The organism is Enterobacter cloacae complex sp. XAL002, from assembly GCF_049236805.1.
In the GTDB taxonomy this organism is placed as follows: domain Bacteria; phylum Pseudomonadota; class Gammaproteobacteria; order Enterobacterales; family Enterobacteriaceae; genus Enterobacter; species Enterobacter intestinihominis.
The window spans coordinates 129,708-150,971 of record NZ_JBMKJN010000005.1 but is presented as its reverse complement, the minus strand read 5'-3'; the positions used below and the strand labels follow the sequence as shown (position 1 = coordinate 150,971).

12 protein-coding genes and 2 tRNA genes are annotated in these 21,264 nt (G+C 57.9%); 6 read left to right on the top strand and 8 right to left on the bottom strand.

The window, feature by feature from the left end; genetic code table 11:
• Positions 1 to 88: 88 nt before the first annotated feature.
• The 4 genes from ACOT0L_RS06565 (at position 89) to ACOT0L_RS06550 (ending at position 1,798) form a co-directional block, all read left to right on the top strand.
• Positions 89 to 553: a YchJ family protein gene (locus tag ACOT0L_RS06565; RefSeq protein WP_022648358.1), complete on the top strand. Its 465-nt coding sequence runs from the start codon at positions 89 to 91 to the stop codon at positions 551 to 553.
• A 41-nt stretch (positions 554 to 594) separates the two neighbouring features.
• A complete protein-coding gene (gene purU / locus ACOT0L_RS06560) occupies positions 595 to 1,437 on the top strand; it encodes a formyltetrahydrofolate deformylase (RefSeq protein ID WP_003856715.1) in 843 nt (280 codons plus the stop codon).
• Positions 1,438 to 1,594: 157 nt separating this feature from the next.
• Positions 1,595 to 1,679, top strand: a tRNA-Tyr gene (locus ACOT0L_RS06555).
• Positions 1,680 to 1,713: 34 nt separating this feature from the next.
• Positions 1,714 to 1,798, top strand: a tRNA-Tyr gene (locus ACOT0L_RS06550).
• 211 nt (positions 1,799 to 2,009) lie between these two features.
• Here ACOT0L_RS06550 and narI read toward each other — a convergent pair.
• From narI to ACOT0L_RS06525, 5 genes are all read right to left on the bottom strand, one after another.
• On the bottom strand, positions 2,010 to 2,687 hold the full coding sequence (narI, locus tag ACOT0L_RS06545; RefSeq protein WP_126290891.1) for a respiratory nitrate reductase subunit gamma: 678 nt from the start codon (positions 2,685 to 2,687) through the stop codon (positions 2,010 to 2,012).
• A complete protein-coding gene (gene narJ / locus ACOT0L_RS06540; protein WP_126502877.1) occupies positions 2,687 to 3,397 on the bottom strand; it encodes a nitrate reductase molybdenum cofactor assembly chaperone in 711 nt (236 codons plus the stop codon). Before narJ ends, narI begins: the two co-directional genes overlap by 1 nt.
• Positions 3,394 to 4,929, bottom strand: a complete 1,536-nt coding sequence (narH, locus tag ACOT0L_RS06535; protein WP_032624103.1) for a nitrate reductase subunit beta — start codon at positions 4,927 to 4,929, stop codon at positions 3,394 to 3,396. The genes narJ and narH overlap by 4 nt, the downstream gene beginning before the upstream one ends.
• Positions 4,926 to 8,669: a nitrate reductase subunit alpha gene (locus tag ACOT0L_RS06530; RefSeq protein ID WP_126502878.1), complete on the bottom strand. Its 3,744-nt coding sequence runs from the start codon at positions 8,667 to 8,669 to the stop codon at positions 4,926 to 4,928. Before ACOT0L_RS06530 ends, narH begins: the two co-directional genes overlap by 4 nt.
• A 381-nt stretch (positions 8,670 to 9,050) precedes the next feature.
• Positions 9,051 to 10,448, bottom strand: a complete 1,398-nt coding sequence (locus tag ACOT0L_RS06525) for a NarK family nitrate/nitrite MFS transporter (RefSeq protein ID WP_022648363.1) — start codon at positions 10,446 to 10,448, stop codon at positions 9,051 to 9,053.
• Positions 10,449 to 10,757: 309 nt separating this feature from the next.
• Here ACOT0L_RS06525 and narX point away from each other — a divergent pair, with 309 nt between their 5' ends.
• Entirely contained in the window at positions 10,758 to 12,554 is a 1,797-nt protein-coding gene (gene narX / locus ACOT0L_RS06520) for a nitrate/nitrite two-component system sensor histidine kinase NarX (protein WP_126502879.1), read from the top strand.
• The gene (gene narL / locus ACOT0L_RS06515; protein WP_003856701.1) at positions 12,547 to 13,197 is read left to right on the top strand and encodes a two-component system response regulator NarL; all 651 of its coding nucleotides are present in this window, start codon (positions 12,547 to 12,549) and stop codon (positions 13,195 to 13,197) included. Before narX ends, narL begins: the two co-directional genes overlap by 8 nt.
• 1 nt (position 13,198) lies before the next feature.
• On the opposite strand, the gene ACOT0L_RS06510 is transcribed toward narL, so the two are convergent.
• The 3 genes from ACOT0L_RS06510 to nirB all read right to left on the bottom strand — a co-directional run bounded on the left by ACOT0L_RS06510 (position 13,199) and on the right by nirB (position 21,252).
• Complete coding sequence (locus ACOT0L_RS06510; RefSeq protein WP_126502880.1) at positions 13,199 to 14,617, bottom strand: YchO/YchP family invasin; 1,419 nt, start codon at positions 14,615 to 14,617, stop codon at positions 13,199 to 13,201.
• A 174-nt stretch (positions 14,618 to 14,791) separates the two neighbouring features.
• On the bottom strand, positions 14,792 to 17,269 hold the full coding sequence (locus tag ACOT0L_RS06505; RefSeq protein WP_126502881.1) for a nitrate reductase: 2,478 nt from the start codon (positions 17,267 to 17,269) through the stop codon (positions 14,792 to 14,794).
• On the bottom strand, positions 17,266 to 21,252 hold the full coding sequence (nirB, locus tag ACOT0L_RS06500; RefSeq protein ID WP_126502882.1) for a nitrite reductase large subunit NirB: 3,987 nt from the start codon (positions 21,250 to 21,252) through the stop codon (positions 17,266 to 17,268). Before nirB ends, ACOT0L_RS06505 begins: the two co-directional genes overlap by 4 nt.
• Positions 21,253 to 21,264: the final 12 nt, after the last annotated feature.

Here is a 21,264-nt window from a genome sequence, read left to right as displayed (position 1 = left end):
TCCCGACATAGCGTCAACGCACCTGCTCAGTTAACATATTGCTACCTTAAGCGTTTAACGCCTTATTTTTTGTTCCAGGAAGAGAATCGTGTCTCAACTCTGCCCCTGTGGTAGCGCTCTGGAGTATAGCCTATGTTGCCAGCGATATCTTTCTGGCGAGCAGGTTGCACCAGACCCGTCACACCTTATGCGCTCGCGGTATACTGCTTTTGTGATCAAAAACGCAGACTACCTGATTAAAACCTGGCATCCGTCCTGTGATGCTGCCGATTTTCGGCAAGAGATTGAAGCCGGATTTGCCAACACCGTCTGGCTGGGCCTTACCGTCTTTGATGCCGCTCCCGGCCGCGATGCCAACGAGGGCTATGTCAGTTTTGTCGCCCGCTTTAGCGAACAAAACAAACCCGGCGCCATCATTGAACGCTCACGGTTCTTAAAGGACAGCGGGCAATGGTATTATATTGACGGCACACGTCCGCAATTCGGTCGTAACGATCCCTGCCCCTGTGGTTCAGGAAAAAAATTTAAAAAGTGTTGCGGCAGTAATGCCTGACAACTCAGATTTCGCAAATACATAAACAGGATTTCCCGGCGATGCAATCATTACAACGTAAAGTTCTGCGCACTATCTGTCCCGATCAAAAAGGACTGATCGCACGAATTACCAACATTTGCTACAAGCATGAACTGAATATCGTGCAGAACAACGAGTTCGTTGACCACCGTACCGGTCGCTTCTTTATGCGTACCGAGCTGGAAGGTATTTTCAACGACACAACCCTGCTTGCCGATCTGGACAGCGCCCTGCCGGAAGGCTCGGTGCGCGAGCTAAACCCGGCGGGTCGTCGCCGCATTGTCATTCTGGTCACCAAAGAGGCGCACTGCCTGGGCGATCTGCTGATGAAAGCCAACTACGGTGGCCTGGACGTCGAAATTGCCGCCGTCATTGGCAACCACGAGACGCTGCGTACGCTGGTTGAACGTTTCGACATTCCGTTTGAACTGGTCAGCCATGAAGGTCATACCCGCGAAGAGCACGACAACCTGATGGCTGCTGCGATTGAAGCGCATAACCCGGACTACGTGGTGCTGGCAAAATACATGCGCGTGCTGACGCCATCCTTCGTGGCGCGCTTCCCGAACAAAATTATCAACATCCACCACTCCTTCCTGCCAGCCTTTATTGGCGCGCGTCCGTACCACCAGGCGTACGAGCGTGGGGTGAAGATCATTGGCGCAACCGCGCACTACGTGAATGATAATCTGGACGAAGGCCCAATCATCATGCAGGACGTGATCCACGTGGATCACACCTACACGGCAGAAGATATGATGCGAGCTGGCCGTGACGTTGAGAAGAACGTACTGAGCCGTGCGCTTTATCAGGTACTTGCTCAGCGCGTCTTTGTGTACGGCAACAGAACGATTATTCTTTAATCCTTCGGAAAATGAATTGATTAGCTTTACGCCTTTACGGATAAAAAGCAGGCAAACAGCTTCATTTTCCTAAAGGAATGCTTTACAGGGGCGTCTCATTTGATATGATGCGCCCCGCTTCCAACAGGAAGCAGGCCAGTTAAAAGCATTACCCCGTGGTGGGGTTCCCGAGCGGCCAAAGGGAGCAGACTGTAAATCTGCCGTCATCGACTTCGAAGGTTCGAATCCTTCCCCCACCACCATCTCCAGCTTTACCTCAAAATATGAATTACCCCTGGTGGGGTTCCCGAGCGGCCAAAGGGAGCAGACTGTAAATCTGCCGTCATCGACTTCGAAGGTTCGAATCCTTCCCCCACCACCATCACTTCCAGATTCTTTAGCACTCTCCAAAAGCACAATGCCCTATGGTTCTCCCATGCGGGGAAAGATGAGAAGCTTCGACCAGGGTTCGATCCGAGCATAGTGAATTCCGTAGGCCGGGTAAGGCGCAGCCGCCACCCGGCATCCGCACGAAACCCTGGTTCCAGGACAAAAAAAACCCCGCAAATGCGGGGTTGTATCAATACAGCGAATCAGCGACGAGTACGCACGATCTGATATTTGCGCGTCAGGTACTCCACCGGCGCACTCCAGATGTGCACCAGGCGAGAGAACGGGAACAGCACAAACAGGGTCATACCCAGCACCAGGTGAACGCGGAAGATGAACGCCACGCCGTCCAGATGCTCAGAGGCACCACCGCGGAAGGTCACGACAGACTGCGCCCATCCCACCAGCTTCATCATCTCGCTGCCGTCCATATGCTGCGCAGAGAATGGAATGGTCAGCAGACCCAGCGCACACTGCACCATCAGCAGGGAGAGGATCAGGATGTCCGCTCCGGTCGTGGTAGCCCGCACGCGTGGGCTGAACAGACGGCGTTTCAGCAGCAGCAGCCCACCCACCAGGGTCATCACGCCGCAGGCGCCACCGGCGAGCATCGCCATCTTCTGCTTCACTTCAATCGGCAGCCACGCTTCGTACATCCAGTGCGGCGTCAGCATCCCCAGGAAATGACCGGCGAAAATACCCAAAATCCCGATGTGGAACAGGTTTGACGCCAGGTTCATCCCTTTACGATCCAGCATCTGGCTGGAGGCAGCACGCCAGGTGTACTGGCCATAGTCATAACGCAGCCAGCTTCCCACCAGGAACACGGTGCCCGCGATATACGGGTAAATGTCAAAGAAGAACATATTCAGGAAGTGCATTAGTGCTGTCCTCCGTTAGAGATATTCAAATATTGCGGAGCCACCGCTCCGGCAAAACGACGCTGATGCGCGGAGATTTCAGATTCGCCACAGCTCTGGTCAGCAAAGAATTTCACCTGTTCTTCTTCCCAGACGGCATCCAGTGCTTGTGGGGTGTCGTCACGGGCTTCATCCGCAATTTTTTCCGCCACTTTTTGACTATCAACCGAGGCGTTAGCCAGTTTCACCAGCAGATCGAACAGGACTGCATAGCTGCTCTCACGTTGCTGGAGACGCGCGCCGAGCAACGCCAGAATAGGAGCAATGTCCTGCAACCCGCCCAGCGCTTCCTCTTTCGGCAGCTGCGCCAGATATTCCAGGTACAGAGGCAGGTGATCCGGCAGCTCGCGGCTGTCGAGTTGCAAACCGTGCTGCTCGTACTGGGCCATCAGATCCACCATCGCCTGACCACGGTCGCGGGATTCTCCGTGAACGTGTTCGAACAGCAATAGAGACGTGGCACGACCACGGTCAAACAGCTGGCTGTAGTCCGCCTGCGCATCAAGAAGATCGCGCGCCAGCAGGTCGCGGAGGAAAATGCCCAGCGTCTGGGCATCCTCTTTATCCAGGTTTTCAGATGACGCGAGTGCATCAAAGAGTTCCTGCTGATGCTGCACAAGCGCAGCATCAGGGTACTCGAGCAGACGCGAAACAATGACGAGTTCAATCATTGGTGCGGCTCCGTTTTGCTGGTCACATCCATCGCGTCGATGCGGCGGCTGTTGAACAGGTTGAATTTGCTGTCTGACCCGTGGCAACCGTCGCCAAAGGTAAAGCCACACCCACTTTTCTCCGGGAAGGCCTCGCGAGCCAGCTCGCGGTGACTGCTCGGCACCACGAAACGATCTTCGTAGTTAGCGATTGCCAGATAGCGGTACATCTCCTGCGCCTGCGCTTCGGTCAGGCCGACCTCTTCCAGCGCGCGGGTATCGTTAACGCCGTCAACGGTTTCCGCACGTTTGAAGTGACGCATCGCCAGCATACGTTTCAGCGCCAGCAGCACCGGCTGGGTATCCCCTGCGGTGAGCAGGTTGGCCAGATACTGAACCGGAATACGCAGGCTTTCCACGTCCGGCAGAATGCCGTTGCTGCCCAGTTCACCTGCGTCAGCCGCAGACTGAATCGGAGACAGCGGCGGCACGTACCAGACCATCGGCAACGTGCGGTATTCCGGGTGCAGCGGCAGCGCCAGCTTCCAGTCCATCGCCATTTTGTACACCGGGGACTGCTGTGCGGCGTCAATCACGCTCTGCGGAATACCGTCTTTCAGCGCCTGCTCGATCACCTTCGGATCGTTCGGATCGAGGAAGACGTCCAGCTGACGCTGATACAGATCTTTCTCGTTCTCGGTGCTTGCGGCATTTTCAATCGCATCCGCGTCGTACAGCAGCACGCCGAGGTAGCGGATACGCCCTACGCAGCTCTCAGAGCAGACGGTCGGCATACCGGCTTCGATGCGCGGATAGCAGAAGATGCACTTCTCTGACTTACCGCTCTTCCAGTTGAAGTAGATTTTTTTGTACGGGCAGCCGGTGATGCACATACGCCAGCCGCGGCACTTGTCCTGGTCGATCAGCACAATGCCATCTTCTTCACGCTTGTAGATGGCGCCGCTTGGGCAGGTCGCCACGCACGCCGGGTTAAGGCAGTGTTCGCACAGGCGCGGCAGATACATCATGAAAGTGTTTTCGAACTGGCCGTACATCGCCTTCTGCATGTTCTCGAAGTTCTGGTCTTTGGCGCGTTTTTCGAACTCGCCGCCCAGAATTTCCTCCCAGTTTGGACCGCTGGTAATTTTGTCCATGCGCTTACCGGTGATCAGCGAGCGAGGACGGGCGATCGGCTGGTGTTTGCTTTCCGGCGCGTTGTGCAGGTTCTGATAGTCGTAATCAAACGGCTCGTAGTAATCGTCGATGCCCGGCAGATGCGGGTTAGCAAAGATTTTACCGAGCAGCATCGCACGGTTACCCATGCGCGGTTGCAGTTTGCCGTTGATTTTACGGATCCAGCCGCCCTTCCACTTCTCCTGGTTTTCCCAGTCGGTCGGGAAGCCGGTGCCCGGCTTACTTTCCACGTTGTTGAACCAGGCGTACTCCATACCTTCACGGCTGGTCCAGACGTTTTTACAGGTGACTGAGCAGGTATGACAGCCGATGCATTTATCCAGATTCAGCACCATGCCGACTTGTGAACGAATTTTCATTTTACGCTCTCCTGTACCTGGTCATTACCTTCGCCATCTAACCAGTTAATATTCTTCATCTTACGTACCACCACGAACTCATCGCGGTTTGATCCTACAGTGCCGTAGTAGTTAAAGCCGTAGGCCAGCTGGGCATAGCCGCCGATCATATGCGTCGGTTTCGGCGTAATACGGGTCACAGAGTTGTGAATACCGCCGCGCTGCTCGGTGATCTCTGAACCCGGCAGGTTAACGATACGTTCCTGCGCGTGGTACATCATGGTCATCCCGGCTGGTACACGCTGGCTCACCACCGCACGTGCCGTCAGGGCTCCGTTGCTGTTAAACACTTCGATCCAGTCGTTATCTTCGATACCCAGATCTTTGGCGTCCGCTTCGCTCATCCAGACGATCGGCCCCCCGCGCGACAGCGTCAGCATCAGCAGGTTGTCGCTGTAGGTGGAGTGGATACCCCACTTCTGGTGCGGCGTCAGGAAGTTCAGCGCCTTCTCAGGGTTACCGTTTGATTTCGCCCCCATCACCGCTTTCACGGAGCGGGTATCGATTGGCGGCCGGTAAACCAGCAGGCTTTCACCGAAGTCACGCATCCACTGGTGATCCTGATACAGAGACTGACGGCCAGAGAGCGTGCGCCATGGGATCAGCTCGTGAACGTTGGTGTATCCGGCGTTATAGGACACATGTTCATCTTCGAGGCCAGACCAGGTCGGGCTGGAGATAATCTTGCGCGGCTGAGCCTGAATATCGCGGAAGCGGATTTTCTCTTCTTCTTTATTCTTCGCCAGATGCGTATGGTCACGGCCGGTAAATTCACTCAGAGCCGCCCACGCTTTCACCGCCACGTGGCCATTGGTTTCCGGTGCCAGGGTCAGGATCATTTCCGCTGCATCAATTGCCGTGTTCAGCATTGGCTGGCCTTTGGCCGGGCCGTCTGCTTTGGTGTAATTGAGCTTGCGCAGCAGGTCCATTTCGCTCTGGGTGTTCCAGGCGATGCCTTTACCGCCGTTACCGATCTTCTCCATCAGCGGACCGATAGAGGTAAAGCGCTCGTACGTTGCCGGGTAATCACGTTCAACCGGAATAATGTGCGGCGCGGTCACGCCCGGGATCAGATCGCATTCGCCTTTTTTCCAGTCCTTAACGTCAAGCGGCTGCGCCAGTTCGGCAGCGGAGTCGTGCTGGATTGGCAGCGTCACCACGTCGGTCTCTTTGCCCAGGTGCCCTACACAGACTTCGGAGAATTTCTTCGCGATGTCTTTATAGATTTCCCAGTCGCTTTTTGATTCCCACGCCGGGTCAACGGCCGCAGACAGCGGATGAATAAACGGATGCATATCCGACGTATTCATGTCGTCTTTTTCGTACCAGGTGGCGGTAGGCAGCACGATATCGGAGTACAGGCAGGTACTGGACAGACGGAAGTCCAGCGTTACCACCAGATCCAGCTTGCCGTCCAGACCGTTGTCTTTCCATTCAACTTCTTCTGGCTTCACGCCGCCCTGCTTGCCGAGATCCTTACCCTGAATACCGTTTTCGGTACCGAGCAGGTATTTCAGCATGTACTCATGGCCTTTACCGGACGAACCCAGCAGGTTGGAGCGCCAGATGAACAGGTTACGCGGATGGTTTTTGCCGTTCTCAGGCTGTTCTGCCGCAAAACGGATTGAGCCATCCTTCAGCGATTTCACGGCGTAGTCCACCGGTGACATGCCCGCTTTCTTCGCCGCTTCCGCAATGCGCAGCGGGTTAGTGCCCAACTGTGGTGCAGACGGCAGCCAGCCCATGCGTTCAGCGCGCACGTTGAAGTCAATCAGGTGGCCGCTGTAGCGGGATTTATCCGCCATCGGCGACAGCAGCTCCTGCGCGGTCACCGTCTCGTAGCGCCACTGGCTGGAGTGGTTATAGAAGTAGGAGGTGCTGTTCATGTGACGAGCCGGACGCTGCCAGTCAAGGGCAAACGCCAGCGGCTGCCAGCCGGTCTGCGGACGCAGTTTTTCCTGGCCCACGTAGTGCGCCCAGCCGCCGCCGCTCTGCCCGACGCAGCCGCAGAAGATCAGCATGTTGATCAGGCCGCGATAGTTCATATCGAGGTGATACCAGTGGTTCAGACCGGCACCGACGATGATCATGGAGCGACCGTGAGTTTTGTCTGCGTTTTCCGCAAATTCGCGGGCGATACGGGTGATTTGGGCGCGTGGGACACCGGTGATCTGCTCCGCCCAGGCTGGTGTATAAGCCTTCACGTCGTCATAGCTGGTCGCGCAGTTTTCGTCGTTCAGACCGCGCTCCAGGCCATAGTTCGCCATGGTCAGATCGTAGACCGTAGTGACCAGAGCGGTAGAACCGTCCGCCAGTTGCAAGCGCTTAACCGGCAGTTTGTGCATCAGAACGTTTTGCAGCTCAACCTTGTTGAAGTGCTCGGAACCTTCACCACCAAAGTACGGGAAGCCGACATCGGCGATTTCGTCCTGGCTGCCCAGCATGCTGAGGCGAAGTTCTGTCTCTTCACCCGTGGTGCCGTTACGCTGTTCCAGGTTCCATTTGCCTTTTTCGCCCCAGCGGAAGCCGATAGAACCGTTTGGCGCCACCAGCTCGCCGTTGCTGTTGCAGGCGACCGTTTTCCACTCCGGGTTGTTTTCCTGACCCAGCGCATCCACAAGATCCGCAGCACGCAGCATACGGCCAGCGGCGTAATAGCCGTCACGCTCTTCAAGCATCACCAGCATTGGCATGTCGGTGTAGCGACGCACGTAATCGGTGAAATACTGGCTTGGCTTGTCGAGGTGGAATTCACGCAACATGACGTGGCCCATCGCCAGCGCCATGGCGGCATCAGTACCCTGTTTCGGTGCCAGCCACAGGTCGCACAGTTTGGCGATTTCGGCGTAGTCCGGGGTCACGGCAACGGTTTTGGTCCCTTTGTAACGTACTTCGGTAAAGAAGTGCGCATCAGGGGTACGGGTCTGCGGAACGTTAGAGCCCCAGGCGATGATGTAGCTGGAGTTGTACCAGTCAGCGGACTCCGGCACGTCGGTCTGTTCGCCCCAGGTCTGCGGCGACGCTGGCGGCAGGTCGCAGTACCAGTCGTAGAAGCTCAGACAGGTACCGCCGATAAGTGAAAGGTAGCGCGCGCCGGAGGCGTAAGAGACCATCGACATTGCCGGGATTGGCGAGAAGCCTGCCACGCGGTCAGGACCGTAAGTTTTCACGGTATAGACGTTGGAGGCCGCAATCAGCTCGTTCACCTCTTTCCAGGAAGAACGAACGAAACCACCGCGACCACGCGCCTGTTTGAAGCTTTTCGCTTTGTCGGCGTCCTCGATGATGGATGCCCAGGCATCAACCGGATCGCTGTGCTGCACTTTCGCTTCACGCCACATTTTCATCAGGCGTTTACGCATCAGCGGGTATTTCAGACGGTTGGCGCTGTAGAGATACCAGGAGTAGCTGGCCCCACGCGGGCAGCCGCGCGGTTCATGGTTCGGCATATCCGGACGGGTACGCGGATAGTCGGTCTGCTGCATTTCCCAGGTCACCAGACCGTTTTTAACGAAAATCTTCCAGCTACATGAGCCAGTGCAGTTTACACCGTGGGTAGAACGGACAACTTTGTCATGCTGCCAGCGTTGACGGTAACCGTCTTCCCAGTCCCGGTTGGTATCCAGAACCTGGCCGTGCCCATCGGCAAAAGTTTCACCCTTCTGTTTGAAGTAGCGAAACCGGTCCAAAAATTTGCTCATCGGGTATCTCCTGTGTGGAGCCTGTGGCTCTCTAAATCGACATTGCTGATTTGCAGCGAAGGTAACGCTATGAAAGATGGTGAGAATTGATAACGATCAAGACGGAGGGGGTCTCTGAGGGGGGGTATTAGATCAAATACCACCAAAGCGGTAGCTGTTAATATTTTTTAACTTAATGATTTATATGGATATATTTTATTTATCGTACAATAAGCGGAGCAAAATTTAACATCTTAGGTATTAAGGGGTAGAGACACCTGTAAAGCGATGGCGATCACAGCGTTACCTGTGTGCGACTACGGGAAACGCTATTAGTATGTTGTAACTATTAAGCGATTAAAAAAAGCGCGGCACTCAGGCCGCGCAAACGGATAATCAAGCTTACTTGTTTTTCTTGGTATTACGGCCATATACCAGCCAGGTGATGACCACACAGGCGATATAGAAGACGAGGAATACCTTCATCGCACCCGCCGGAGAGCCGGTCAGATCCAGTGAGATACCGAACGCTTTTGGAATAAAGAAGCCGCCAATCGCGCCAATCGCAGAGATAAACCCAAGCGCCGCAGCGGTATCGGTGGCGGCTTCACGCATCGCCTGCTCGTCGCTCCCGCCCTGCGCTTTCACGCGGTCCATGGTCAGCTTGCGGAAGATGACAGAGATCATCTGGAAAGTAGACGCACTGCCCAGCCCGGCGGTCAGGAACAGCACCATGAAGACGCCGAAGAAGGCAAAGAAGTTACCTCCCTCACCACCCGCAGGCAGCGTCAGGAACAGTAGCGCACAGAAGATGGCCATCAATACAAAGTTCACCAGCGTAACGCGCGTTCCACCCAGACGGTCGGAGATCATCCCGCCCAGCGAACGTGCCAGCGCACCAATAAACGGACCGAAGAAGGCAAACTGAAGGATCTGTACGTCCGGGAACTGGGTTTTCGACAGCATGGCAAAGCCTGCGGAGAAACCGATGAACGAGCCGAAGGTCGCCAGATACAGCAGTGCCATTACCCACAGGTGGCCACGTTTCAGAACCGGCAGCTGCTCGCTCAGGGACGCTTTGGACGCGGACAGGTCGTTCATGAAGAACCATGCCGCCAGGGTAAAGACCACCAGGAACGGTACCCAAATCCAGGAGGCATTTTGCAGGAACAGCACTGAACCGTCGGGCTGCGTCACACCGCCGCCGCCAAACGCCGCGAAGATGGAGACCGAGATCGCCAGCGGAGCAATCAGCTGCATCACGCTCACGCCCATGTTACCCAGACCGCCGTTAATGCCCAGCGCACCACCCTGCTTCGCTTTCGGGAAGAAGAAGCTGATGTTTGCCATACTGGACGCAAAGTTCGCCCCCGCAAAGCCGCACAGCAGAGAGATAATCACGAACACGCTAAACGGTGTAGAGGTATCCTGCACCGCAAAACCGAGCCACACGCACGGCACGATCATGATCCCGGTACTGAAAGCCGTCCAGCGACGACCACCAAAGACCGGCACCATAAACGCGTAAGGAACGCGCAGCAGTGCGCCTGAAAGCGACGGCAACGCAGTCAACATAAACAGCTGATCGGTGGTAAAGGTAAAGCCCACTTTTGGCAGGTTAACCGCAACCGCACTGAACAACATCCAGACGCAAAACGCCAGTAACAGACATGGCACGGAAATCCACAGATTACGACTTGCTATACGGTGGCCGCGCTGTTGCCAGAACGCCGGATCCTCTGGACGCCAGTCTGTAATAACGGCACCAGTTTCCCTTTCGGGAGCGGAAGAGTGACTCATAGACACCTCTGATTCTCGAATGATGCTGCAAACATTAGGGCTTTAGGGCGGCGGTAAGTTGATATAAATCAAAGGAAAAGTGGGAGGTTTTGCGGCGAAAAAAAAGCCATCACTCTTAATGAGTAGATGCAAAACGTAAAAAAGGTGTGGTTTTTCACGGTGCTGACGCATCCCTGCTTCGTCCACCCACTAACCGTTACCTCTCTGGCAATTTAGAGGTAATCCTTTATTGGTATGGGTATACTCCAGGGTATGCACCAGAATAGCGCCATTCCTGCAATCAGGTCACGTCAGGAGCCCGGCAACTCTATGTTAAAAAGATGTTTATCTCCGCTGACGCTGGTTAACCAGCTGGCGCTTATTGTTCTGCTGTCCACCGCTATCGGTGTGACCGGCATGGCTATTTCTGGCTGGCTGGTACAGGGTGTGCAGGGTAATGCGCATGCCATCAACGAGGCAGGCTCGCTACGTATGCAGAGTTACCGGCTGCTGGCGTCGGTGCCGCTGACGCAGGCTGACCAACCGCTTATCGACGAAATGGAGCGTACCGCATTCAGCCATGAACTGGAAAGAGCCGCCATTCGTGACGGCCAGCAATCTCAGCTTAAGGCGCTTCAGGGCTACTGGCATACCCAGCTGGAGCCCGGGTTAAAGCGGGCGGAAGACCGGGAAACGGTCGCCCAGGATGTCGCCGGGTTTGTGTCACGCATCGATCATCTCGTCTCCTCGTTCGATCGCACCACAGAGTTACGCATTGACCGCGTGGTGATGGTTCACCGCGCAATGGCGCTGTTTATGGGTTTGCTGCTGATTTTCACGGTTATCTGGCTGCGTGCGCGGTTGCTTAACCCCTGGAAGCAACTCCTGGCGATGGCCCGCGCCGTCACACAGCGCGATTTTACCCAACGCACGCACATCAGCGGGCGCAACGAAATGGCGATGCTCGGCGAGGCGCTCAACACCATGTCGGCGGAACTATCTGAAAGCTACGCGGTACTGGAAAAACGCGTCCAGGAGAAAACCGCCGGGCTTGAGCAGAAAAACGAGATCCTCTCTTTCCTCTGGCAGGCGAACCGTCGCCTGCATATGCAGGTACCGCTTTGCGAGCGTCTCTCGCCGGTACTGAACGGCCTGCAAAACCTGACTCTGCTCCACGATCTTGAGCTACGGGTTTATGACGTTGAAGATGAGGAAAACCATCAGGAATTTACCTGTCAGTCGGACGTCTCCTGCGACGATAAAGGGTGTCATCTGTGCCCGCGCGGCTTGCCGCCGCTTACCACCAGCGGCACGACCCTCAAGTGGCGGCTGATGGACAGCCATACCCAGTACGGTATTTTGCTGGCCACCCTGCCCGCCGGACGTCACCTGAGCCACGACCAGCAGCAGCTGGTCGATACTCTTGTAGAGCAGCTCACGGCCACGCTGGCGCTCGACCGTCACCAGGAAAAACAGCAGCAGCTGATCGTGATGGAGGAGCGCGCCACCATCGCTCGCGAGCTGCACGACTCCATCGCCCAGTCCCTCTCCTGCATGAAGATGCAGGTGAGTTGCCTGCAAATGCAGGACGAAGGCATGCCCGAGAGCAGCAAACAGCTGCTCAGCCAGATCCGCAACGAGCTTAACACCTCGTGGATTCAGCTTCGCGAGCTGCTGACCACCTTCCGTTTACAGCTCACCGAGCCGGGGCTACGCCCTGCGCTGGAGTCCAGCTGTCAGGAATTTAGTGCCAGGCTGGGCTTCCCGGTGAAGCTGGATTACCAGTTGCCACCGCGTTTTGTCCCCTCTCACCAGGCGATCCATTTGCTGCAAATTGCCCGTGAAGCCCTGAGCAACGTGCTCAAGCATGCCGAGGCGACGGCCGTCACGGTCACCGTCAGCTGCCAGGATAATCAGGTGAAGCTCAGGGTTCAGGATAACGGCCGCGGCGTGCCGGAAAATGCCGAACGAACGAACCATTATGGTTTAATCATCATGCGAGACCGCGCGCAAAGCCTGCGCGGTGATTGCCAGGTTCGCCGGGGAGAGTCAGGTGGCACCGAAGTCGTGGTCACCTTTATACCCGAAAAGCCCCTCATAACTGCTCAAGGAGAAAACCATGACTAATCAGGAACCGGCATCTATCCTGTTGATTGACGATCATCCGATGCTGCGCACTGGCGTTAAACAGCTTGTCAGCATGGCGCCCGATATCACCGTCGTCGGGGAAGCCAGCAACGGCGAACAGGGTATTGAACTTGCCGAATCGCTCGATCCTGATTTGATCTTGCTCGATCTCAACATGCCGGGCATGAATGGCCTGGAAACCCTCGACAAGCTGCGGGAGAAATCCCTCTCTGGCCGGGTGGTGGTCTTCAGCGTCTCAAACCATGAAGAAGACGTGGTCACCGCCCTCAAGCGGGGGGCAGACGGCTATCTGCTGAAAGATATGGAGCCGGAAGATCTGCTCAAGGCGCTGCAACAGGCTGCCGCAGGCGAGATGGTGCTGAGTGAAGCGTTAACGCCGGTACTGGCCGCCAGCCTGCGTGCGAACCGCGCCACGTCTGACCGTGACGTCAGCCAGTTGACCCCGCGCGAGCGCGACATTCTGAAGCTGATTGCTCAGGGTCTGCCGAACAAAATGATAGCCCGCCGTCTGGACATCACCGAGAGCACGGTCAAAGTGCATGTCAAACACATGCTGAAGAAAATGAAGTTAAAATCCCGCGTCGAAGCCGCCGTCTGGGTGCATCAGGAGCGCATTTTTTAACTTACTCATCCGGCAGCAACTTCCACCGTGGATCGTCGGCAGGCATTGCGACGAGCGGTTGCACCACGGAAAGCGTGATCTCATTGGAGGAGACACGCTGCCCATCCTTATCTTCCACCACGGCCGTAAGCCGCCATTCGTTTTTCGCCCCTTCCGCGTCGTTCCAGGCGGGCATGATTATGCTCCAGCCATCGCTGCTGTTGCTGTTTGCCGGTGAGGTCAGGCTGAGCGCCTGGGTATCACCCAGCCAGTGGATCTGACGGATACCGTGCGTGCTGCGAATTTGCAGCTTCAGCATCACAGTTTCGCCTGGCTTAAGATCCCACGGCGGCGTGGCCAGATAGACCGAGAGGGTTTTACGCTGACGGAATTCCATCACGGGCAGATTATCACGCTCAGGTGAATCATAGCGGCTGCCCCGCAGCGAGCGCGTCGCCGCCACTTCCCCGGCGGCAAGCTGTTTCGCCAGCGGCACGCCAAAGCGATAGTTGAGCTTCAGCCCGAGGTTATTCTGGCTAACGCCGCTCTCCCCCTGCTTATGGGCAGCCGTCAGGGTGACCAGCGGAACGGGGGTATAATTCAGCCCCAGGTTGACCGCAACCGGGTTGTGATACCCCGTACCGCTGTTAAACAGATCGACGTTATCGCCAAAATACTGTTCAAAGCTGACGCTGGTGTTCAGGTGATGAAACCAGGGAAGCCAGGCTTTGGCCGTTACGTCGTACCCGCGCGCCATGCGCTGCTCCCGGATGTCGGAACGCGGCTGCCAGCCAGCGAACGGCTGGTAGTAATTGGCCGACAGGCGAAGGTTTTCGCCCCACGCCTCTGCGCCCAGTCCGGCACGTTGCAGGTTGTCTTCCAGCAGGTTGTCGTAAAAGGTGTTGTAGCCCAGCAGCCAGTTTCCGGCAACCCAGCGCTGCCCGATCCCGACGTTGCTCACCAGCCCGTCTGTCTGCTGCGTCAGGCCAAGCTGGCTCCAGCTCAGATAGCGGGTGTTGTCGCTCCAGGGGATAAACCAGCTTCCGCTGCTGCCGTTAAAGTTACCGTCGTCATCCACCAGTACATTGACATTGGCGTTACCCCAGGGGGAAAGCCAGGATTCAATCTGCTCGTTGACTTCCCCGCTGACGGCATCCCGCACCTTGCCAAACGCGAACTGTCGCGCCTGCTGCCCGGCCGTCAGGCCGTTATCGATCATACTGGCTTCACCGAAGGCCTTTGCCATTTCAGCCAGGTGCTTTTCGCCTTCGGTAGTCGGTTGCGCCATACCGAGATCCGGCAGACTATCGCCGTTGTTATCAAACGGATTTTGCGCCTGCTGCACAAAGGATTTCGGCGCACCGTGAACGGCTCCAGCCGTAAAAAGGGGGAGTAACAGCAAAAAACGGATGCGGGACGATACAGCCTTCAACGTCGTCAATCAGAACCTGTGTTTATGAACAAACACTTATTATGTTAACGCCATAAGCACTGAAAACCAGTCTTAACAGAAATTTCAGGAATATCCTGAACAGAATTGTCGGGTGGCGGCTTCGCCTTACCCGGCCTACAAATTCGTGCCGGTGCGAAGCCGCCACCTGACGCCTTTACACTATTATCCCAACAACCCTTTCAGCTCCGGCAGGCAGGAGCCGCAGTTCGTACCGCAACGCAGCTTCACGCCCAGCGCTGCGGCAGAATTACAGCCTCCGGCTATCGCCTTACGTATCGTATTTTCACCCACGCTAAAGCAGCTACAGATAATTCGCCCGGGATCGGCATCTTCGCCCGGCCGTTGTCCGTGCAGCAGCGCGTGGCGTTCAGCGAGTTGTACGGGCGCAGCAGCAAAGGCTTCTTCAATAAACGCATGCGCCAGCGCCGGCAGCGTATGGCCCTCCCAGTAGCCCAGCATCAGCTCGCCGTGATGCCAGGCGAGCACGCTGCTGCGTTCTCCCGTCTGTGCCACCTGTAACTGCCAGCCCCGACCGCTGGCGTACGCCATGACCCACGACAGCAACGGCTGCTCCCCCGCCACCGTCAGACGTGAGGCTTTACGCCACCAGCATACCGACGGCGGCAGCGCTGGCAACTCGCGGGCATACAGCTCCCCCTGCCAGGCGGGTAGCCAGGGCAGGATCCTCACCGCGGTTTGTTTACTCTCCGGCTGGCCGGACCAGGCATCAACCCGCCCTTCCACCAGCGCGTTGACCTTCCCCTGCCGGGCAAACTGCGCGTTCCAGTGCATCGGCGCAAACAGCTCGCCCGCACGCTGTGCGGTAGAGATACGTACTCTGGCAACCATGACCCCGCGCGGGGAACTTATCCGCGCCAGCTGGCCGTCAGTCAGCCCCGCGCGCGCCGCATCGGTTGCGTTCATCTCAATAAAAAGCTCATCGATATGCTGCATCAGGCGCGGAACATACCCCGTGCGCGTCATGGTGTGCCACTGATCGCGGATCCGCCCGGTATTCAGTATCAAGGGGTACAATTCGTCGACGCCTGCCCCATGCGAGGAAGGATCAACCGGTACAAGATTTCTTTGCGGGAAATCACCGGCATGCCACTGATAAGGCGCCAGCTCGTCCCACGCCTCTCGCGACAGCGACGCCAGTTCGCGCAGGTTTAGCGCCCGTTCGCCGTTATTTTCAAACGCCGTCAGCGCCGCATGTTCACAAAATATCTCATGAGGGTGTTCCCAGGCGAAGGCATCGCCATAACCGAGCTGCTCTGCGATCCGGGCGATGATCCACCAGTCCGGTCTGGCCTCGCCCGGCGCAGGCAGAAACGCGCGCTGGCGCGAAATACGCCGCTCGGAATTGGTCACCGTTCCGTCTTTTTCGCCCCAGCCCAGGGCGGGAAAACGGATATGAGCAAACCGGCTGGTGTCCGTCTCCTGCATCACCTCAGATACTATGACCAGCGGGCAGGCTGCCAGGGCCTGGCACACCGCGTGGCTGTCGGGAAGTGACACGGCAGGATTGGTGCCCATGATCCACACCGCCTTCACCTCGCCGCGGGCAATCGCGTCAAACAGCTCTACCGCCATCAGCCCCGGCGTTTGTGCCAGCCGCTCGGTTCCCCAGAAACGCGCCACGCGCGAAAGATCGTCCGGCTCGAAGTTCATGTGCGCCGCCAGCTGGTTCGCCAGCCCACCCACTTCCCGCCCGCCCATGGCGTTTGGCTGTCCGGTCAGCGAAAACGGGCCGCAGCCCGAACGGTTGAACTTCCCGCTGGCAAGATGCACGTTAATGATGGCGTTACACTTGTCGCTGCCGCTGGAGGACTGGTTGATCCCCATGGTGTAGAGCGTGATCGCGCGTGGCGCAGTGACAAACCAGTCGTAGAAGGTGCCAATCTCGTCTGAAGGCAGATCGCAAAACGCGGCCACGTGAGGAATCGGCCACTCGCCGCTCCCCTGAATCAGATTGAGCAACCCCACAAACAGCCCGGCATCGCTGCCGGGCTTAAGCGCCAGATGCAGGTCAGCGACATCGCAGGTGGCGGTTTTGCGCGGATCGATCACGACCACTTTCATCTGCGGGTTGCTGCGTTTTGCCTGCACCAGCCGCTGATACAGCACCGGATGCGTCCAGGCCGCGTTTGAGCCAACGAGTACCACCAGATCGCTGTTTTCCACGTCCTCGTAGCTGCACGGCACAATGTCTTCACCGAAGGCGCGTTTGTAGCCCACCACCGCTGACGACATGCACAGCCGCGAGTTGGTATCAATGTTCGCCGCCCCGATAAAGCCTTTCATCAGCTTGTTGGCCGCATAGTAATCCTCGGTCAACAGCTGGCCGGAGGCATAAAACGCCACCGCCTGCGGCCCCCATTCGTTGATGATCTTCCGTAGCCGCTCGCCCGCTTCACCCAGCGCCTGCGGCCATGCCACCTCCATGCCGTCAACAACCGGGCGCAGCAGACGTCCCTGCAACCCCGTCGTTTCCCCAAGGGCAGATCCTTTTACGCACAGGCGACCAAAGTTCGCCGGATGAGTTTCATCCCCACGAATGCTTACCGCGCCATCTTCCACACTGGCGACCACGCCGCAGCCCACCCCGCAGTAAGGGCACGTTGTACGGGTTTCCGTCATGAGGCCTCCGCACGCATCACCAGCTCTTGGCTTCCAACCCAAACCTTGCCGTTTTCAATTTTTACCGGCCAGGCGCGCACCACGGGTTCGCCGTTCTCCACCTGACATCCATCGCGCAGACGTATGCGCTGCTTGTAAAGCGGGGAAATCACCACCGGCTCGCCCGCTGCATCGCCAAGGATGCCGCGCGAAAGCACGTTCGCGCTGCTGCCCGGCTCCAGGTCGTCCAGGGCATAAACGGACGTTCCAAAGCGGAACAGCGCAATCGGTTTTCGGCCAAGCCGCGCGCCGATGCCCGCCTGCTCGGGGATATCATCGATGCCGCAAATTTCCTGCCAGCGCTTGCTCTCCGCCGCGGCAGGGACATTCACCGCGGTGCGGAACAGCGCCAGGCGATCAGGATCGTTGAGGGTGGTTTGCCATTCGCACTGATAGGTCTCCACCACCCGGGCCATCTCCTGCTCCAGCTCGTGGGCGATCCCAAGGCTGTCGTTCAGGATCACCTCGCGCAGATAGTCGAGGCCGCCTTCCAGGTTATCCATCCAGGTACTGGTGCGTTGCAGACGATCTGCCGTGCGAATGTAGAACATCAGGAAACGGTCAACGGTGCGGATCAGCGTTTCGTCGTCCAGATCGCTGGCAAAGAGATCCGCGTGGCGCGGCTTCATCCCGCCGTTGCCGCACAGATAAAGGTTCCAGCCCTTGTCCGTGGCAATCACCCCCACGTCTTTGCTCTGCGCCTCTGCGCACTCACGGGTACAGCCGGAGACCGCCATTTTGATTTTGTGCGGCGCACGTAACCCCTTGTAGCGATGCTCCAGTTTGACCGCAAGGCCGGTGGAGTCCTGCACGCCATAGCGACACCAGGTCGACCCGACGCAGGATTTCACCGTGCGCAGGGATTTACCGTACGCATGACCGGTCTCAAACCCGGCCTCCACCAGCGCCTGCCAGATTTCCGGCAACTGTTCGAGCGTGGCGCCAAACAGGTCAATACGCTGTCCGCCGGTGATTTTGCTGTAAAGGCTATAGCGTTTCGCAATCTGGCCGATGGCGATCAGCCCGTCGGCCGTCACTTCCCCGGCAGGCATGCGCGGCACGATGGAATACGTTCCGTCCTTCTGAATATTGGCAAAGTAGCGGTCGTTGGTGTCCTGCAGCGGCAGATGCGCCGGTTTCAGCAGGTATTCGTTCCAGCAGGAGGCCAGCACTGATCCCACCAGCGGTTTACAGATCTCACAGCCGTGCCCTTGTCCGTAACGGCTGATAAGCTGGTCGAAGGTCCGGATATGGTTGACGCGCACCAGGTGGTATATCTCCTGACGCGAGTACGGGAAGTGCTCACAGATATCTTTTTTCACCTCCACGCCCTGCTCCGCAAGCTGGAACTCCATCACCTGCTTCACCAGCGCGCTACAGCCTCCGCAGCCGGTCGCCGCTTTGGTGCACTGCTTAATGGCGCCGATATCCGTTGCGCCCGCGCTTACCGCCTGGCAGATATCCCCTTTGCTGACGTTATGACACGAACAGATCTGCGCGCTTTCCGGCAGCGCCGCCACGCCCAGCGCTTTCGGCGTGCAGCCTGACGACGCGGGTAAGATCAGCGTTTCCGGCTCTTTTGGCAGACTGATGCCGTTAAGCATCATCTGCACCAGCGTGGCGTATTCGCTGGCATCGCCCACCAGCACGCCACCCAGCAGGGTTTTGCTGTCGTGACTGACCACAATTTTTTTGTAGATTTGCTGCGGCCCGTGCGTCCACTGGTAGCTCAGCGCCCCCGGCGTGCGCCCGTGGGCATCGCCAAACGACGCCACATCCACACCCAGCAACTTGAGTTTGGTACTCATATCCGCGCCGGTGAAGCGCTTCTCCTCACCCGCCAGCACAGCGGCAGTCACGCGCGCCATCTGGTAGCCCGGTGCCACCAGGCCAAAGATTTTCCCCTCCCACAGCGCGCATTCCCCGATGGCAAGCACGTCCGGATCGGAGGTCCGGCAGCCGTCGTCAATACAGATCCCGCCGCGCTCGCCAATAGCCAGCCCGCTGCTGCGTGCCAGCGCGTCCTGCGGACGAATACCGGCAGAGAAGACGACCATGTCCGTTTCCAGCTGTTCACCATCGGCAAAACGCAGCACCAGCCCGTCGTCTGCGGTGGCAATCTCCGTCGTCGATTTACTGGTGTGTACCCCTACGCCCAGCGCCTCAATTTTCCTGCGCAGCATTGCCGCACCGTCGCTGTCGAGCTGCACCGCCATCAGGTTCGGCGCAAACTCCACCACGTGGGTTTCCAGCCCTAGCTGCTTAAGCGCATTCGCCGCCTCCAGCCCCAGCAGGCCGCCGCCAATTACCACGCCGCGGCGAGAGCCTGCCGCATGGGCCGCAATGTTGTCCAGATCGTCGAGGGTGCGGTAGACAAAACAACCCGGCAGATCGCTGCCCGGAACGGGCGGTACGAACGGGTACGAGCCGGTCGCCAGCACCAGCTTATCCCAGTGGGTTTCATGGCCGCTGGCGGTACGCACAACGTGTGCATCACGATCGATAGCGACAATCTGCTGCGAGAGGCGCAGTTCAATGCCGTTATCGGCAAAGAACTCCCCCGCCACCAGCGAGAGCGAGTCCGCGCTGCGTCCGCCAAAATATTCCGACAGATGCACGCGGTCATAGGCCGCATAGCGCTCTTCGCCAAAAACAATAATCTGATACTGCTGATGCAAATTGCGGTTAACGCAGTCTTCGAGGAAATGATGGCCGACCATACCGTGCCCAACCACCACCAGAGTAGGTTTTGTCATAGCGTTCTGTCCTGCAACCTGCGGTTGCGTTGTGAAACGATCGAACAGCCAGTCCGCGTGGGCGGGCGCAGCCGTTGCCAGTAAATCGGTAAAGGTTGCCGCGCTGCGGCAGTCACCCAGCAGCAGCACGCCAGCCAGCGTCCCCTGATGGATCAGTAAACGTCGATAGTGACGGGTCAGCGGATCCCATGAACTCCATACCACATCGTCCGCCTGCGCCGTCGCGCGTCCGAGGCTGAACAGCTCCACGCCGGTCACCTTAAGACGCACGCCGTTGTCGGTCCGGGTAAACGGCGCGGTGATCTCCCCGGCCAGCCGCGCGGCGAGAATATCCGCCTGCGCCAGACAAGGGGCGACCAGGCCAAATGTCTGGCCGTCAATTTCACAGCACTCGCCGATGGCGTAGATATTCGGCACGGAGGTTTGCATCTGGTGATCCACCACGATGCCGCGCGCGCAGTGAATGCCGCTGGCTTTTGCCAGCGCAACGTTGGGTTGTACACCCGTGGCCAGCACCACGCGCGCGGCGGTGACGCTGTGCCCGTTGAGTAGCGTCACGCTCTTGCCGTTAATCGCCGCGATGCCAGAGGCGAATTCACAGCTAACACCCCGCGCCGCCAGCGCCTCTTCAAGCAGCAGTCCCGCCTGCTGATCCAGCTGCTGTTCCATCAGCCAGGGACCACGATGGATAAGCGTGACGTTGTCACCGTTGCGCGCCAGCGCTGCCGCTGCTTCCACGCCAAGTACGCCACCGCCCAGCACTACCGCCGGACCGGAGAGGTTCTGGATGGCGCGGGTCTCTGCCAGGGTGCGAAAGGTGAACACATGCGGCGCATCGCCGCCGGGGATCGGCGGCACTACAGGGGTAGACCCGGTGGCAAACACCAGCGCATCCCAGCCCAGCGTGCGAGCAGAGGTACGCACTTTACGCGCGTTAACGTCTACTGCGAGCACCGTTTCTCCTCGCAGCACCGTCACGCCTCGTGCCGTGTACCAGTCTTCATCGTGCAGACAGATGTGCTCCGCCTGCTTTTCACCACTCAGCACCGGCGAAAGCTGGATGCGGTTGTACGCCTGCTCCGGCTCGTCACCGATGACGGTGATAGCAAAACGACCGGGCACACGCCCGGTGAGCGATGCAATCAGCCGGGTTGCCGCCATACCATTACCGATAATGACCAGTCGCATCGTGCCCCCTCA

Excerpts from the sequence above, each read along its gene's own strand:
- purU (WP_003856715.1), top strand. The coding sequence starts at position 595 with ATGCAATCATTACAACGTAAAGTTCTGCGCACTATCTGTCCCGATCAA.
- narX (WP_126502879.1), top strand. The coding sequence starts at position 10,758 with ATGTTAAAAAGATGTTTATCTCCGCTGACGCTGGTTAACCAGCTGGCG.
- ACOT0L_RS06530 (WP_126502878.1), bottom strand. The coding sequence starts at position 8,669 with ATGAGCAAATTTTTGGACCGGTTTCGCTACTTCAAACAGAAGGGTGAA.
- narJ (WP_126502877.1), bottom strand. The coding sequence starts at position 3,397 with ATGATTGAACTCGTCATTGTTTCGCGTCTGCTCGAGTACCCTGATGCT.
- ACOT0L_RS06525 (WP_022648363.1), bottom strand. The coding sequence starts at position 10,448 with ATGAGTCACTCTTCCGCTCCCGAAAGGGAAACTGGTGCCGTTATTACA.
- nirB (WP_126502882.1), bottom strand. The coding sequence starts at position 21,252 with ATGCGACTGGTCATTATCGGTAATGGTATGGCGGCAACCCGGCTGATT.
- narH (WP_032624103.1), bottom strand. The coding sequence starts at position 4,929 with ATGAAAATTCGTTCACAAGTCGGCATGGTGCTGAATCTGGATAAATGC.
- narI (WP_126290891.1), bottom strand. The coding sequence starts at position 2,687 with ATGCACTTCCTGAATATGTTCTTCTTTGACATTTACCCGTATATCGCG.
- narL (WP_003856701.1), top strand. The coding sequence starts at position 12,547 with ATGACTAATCAGGAACCGGCATCTATCCTGTTGATTGACGATCATCCG.
- ACOT0L_RS06505 (WP_126502881.1), bottom strand. The coding sequence starts at position 17,269 with ATGACGGAAACCCGTACAACGTGCCCTTACTGCGGGGTGGGCTGCGGC.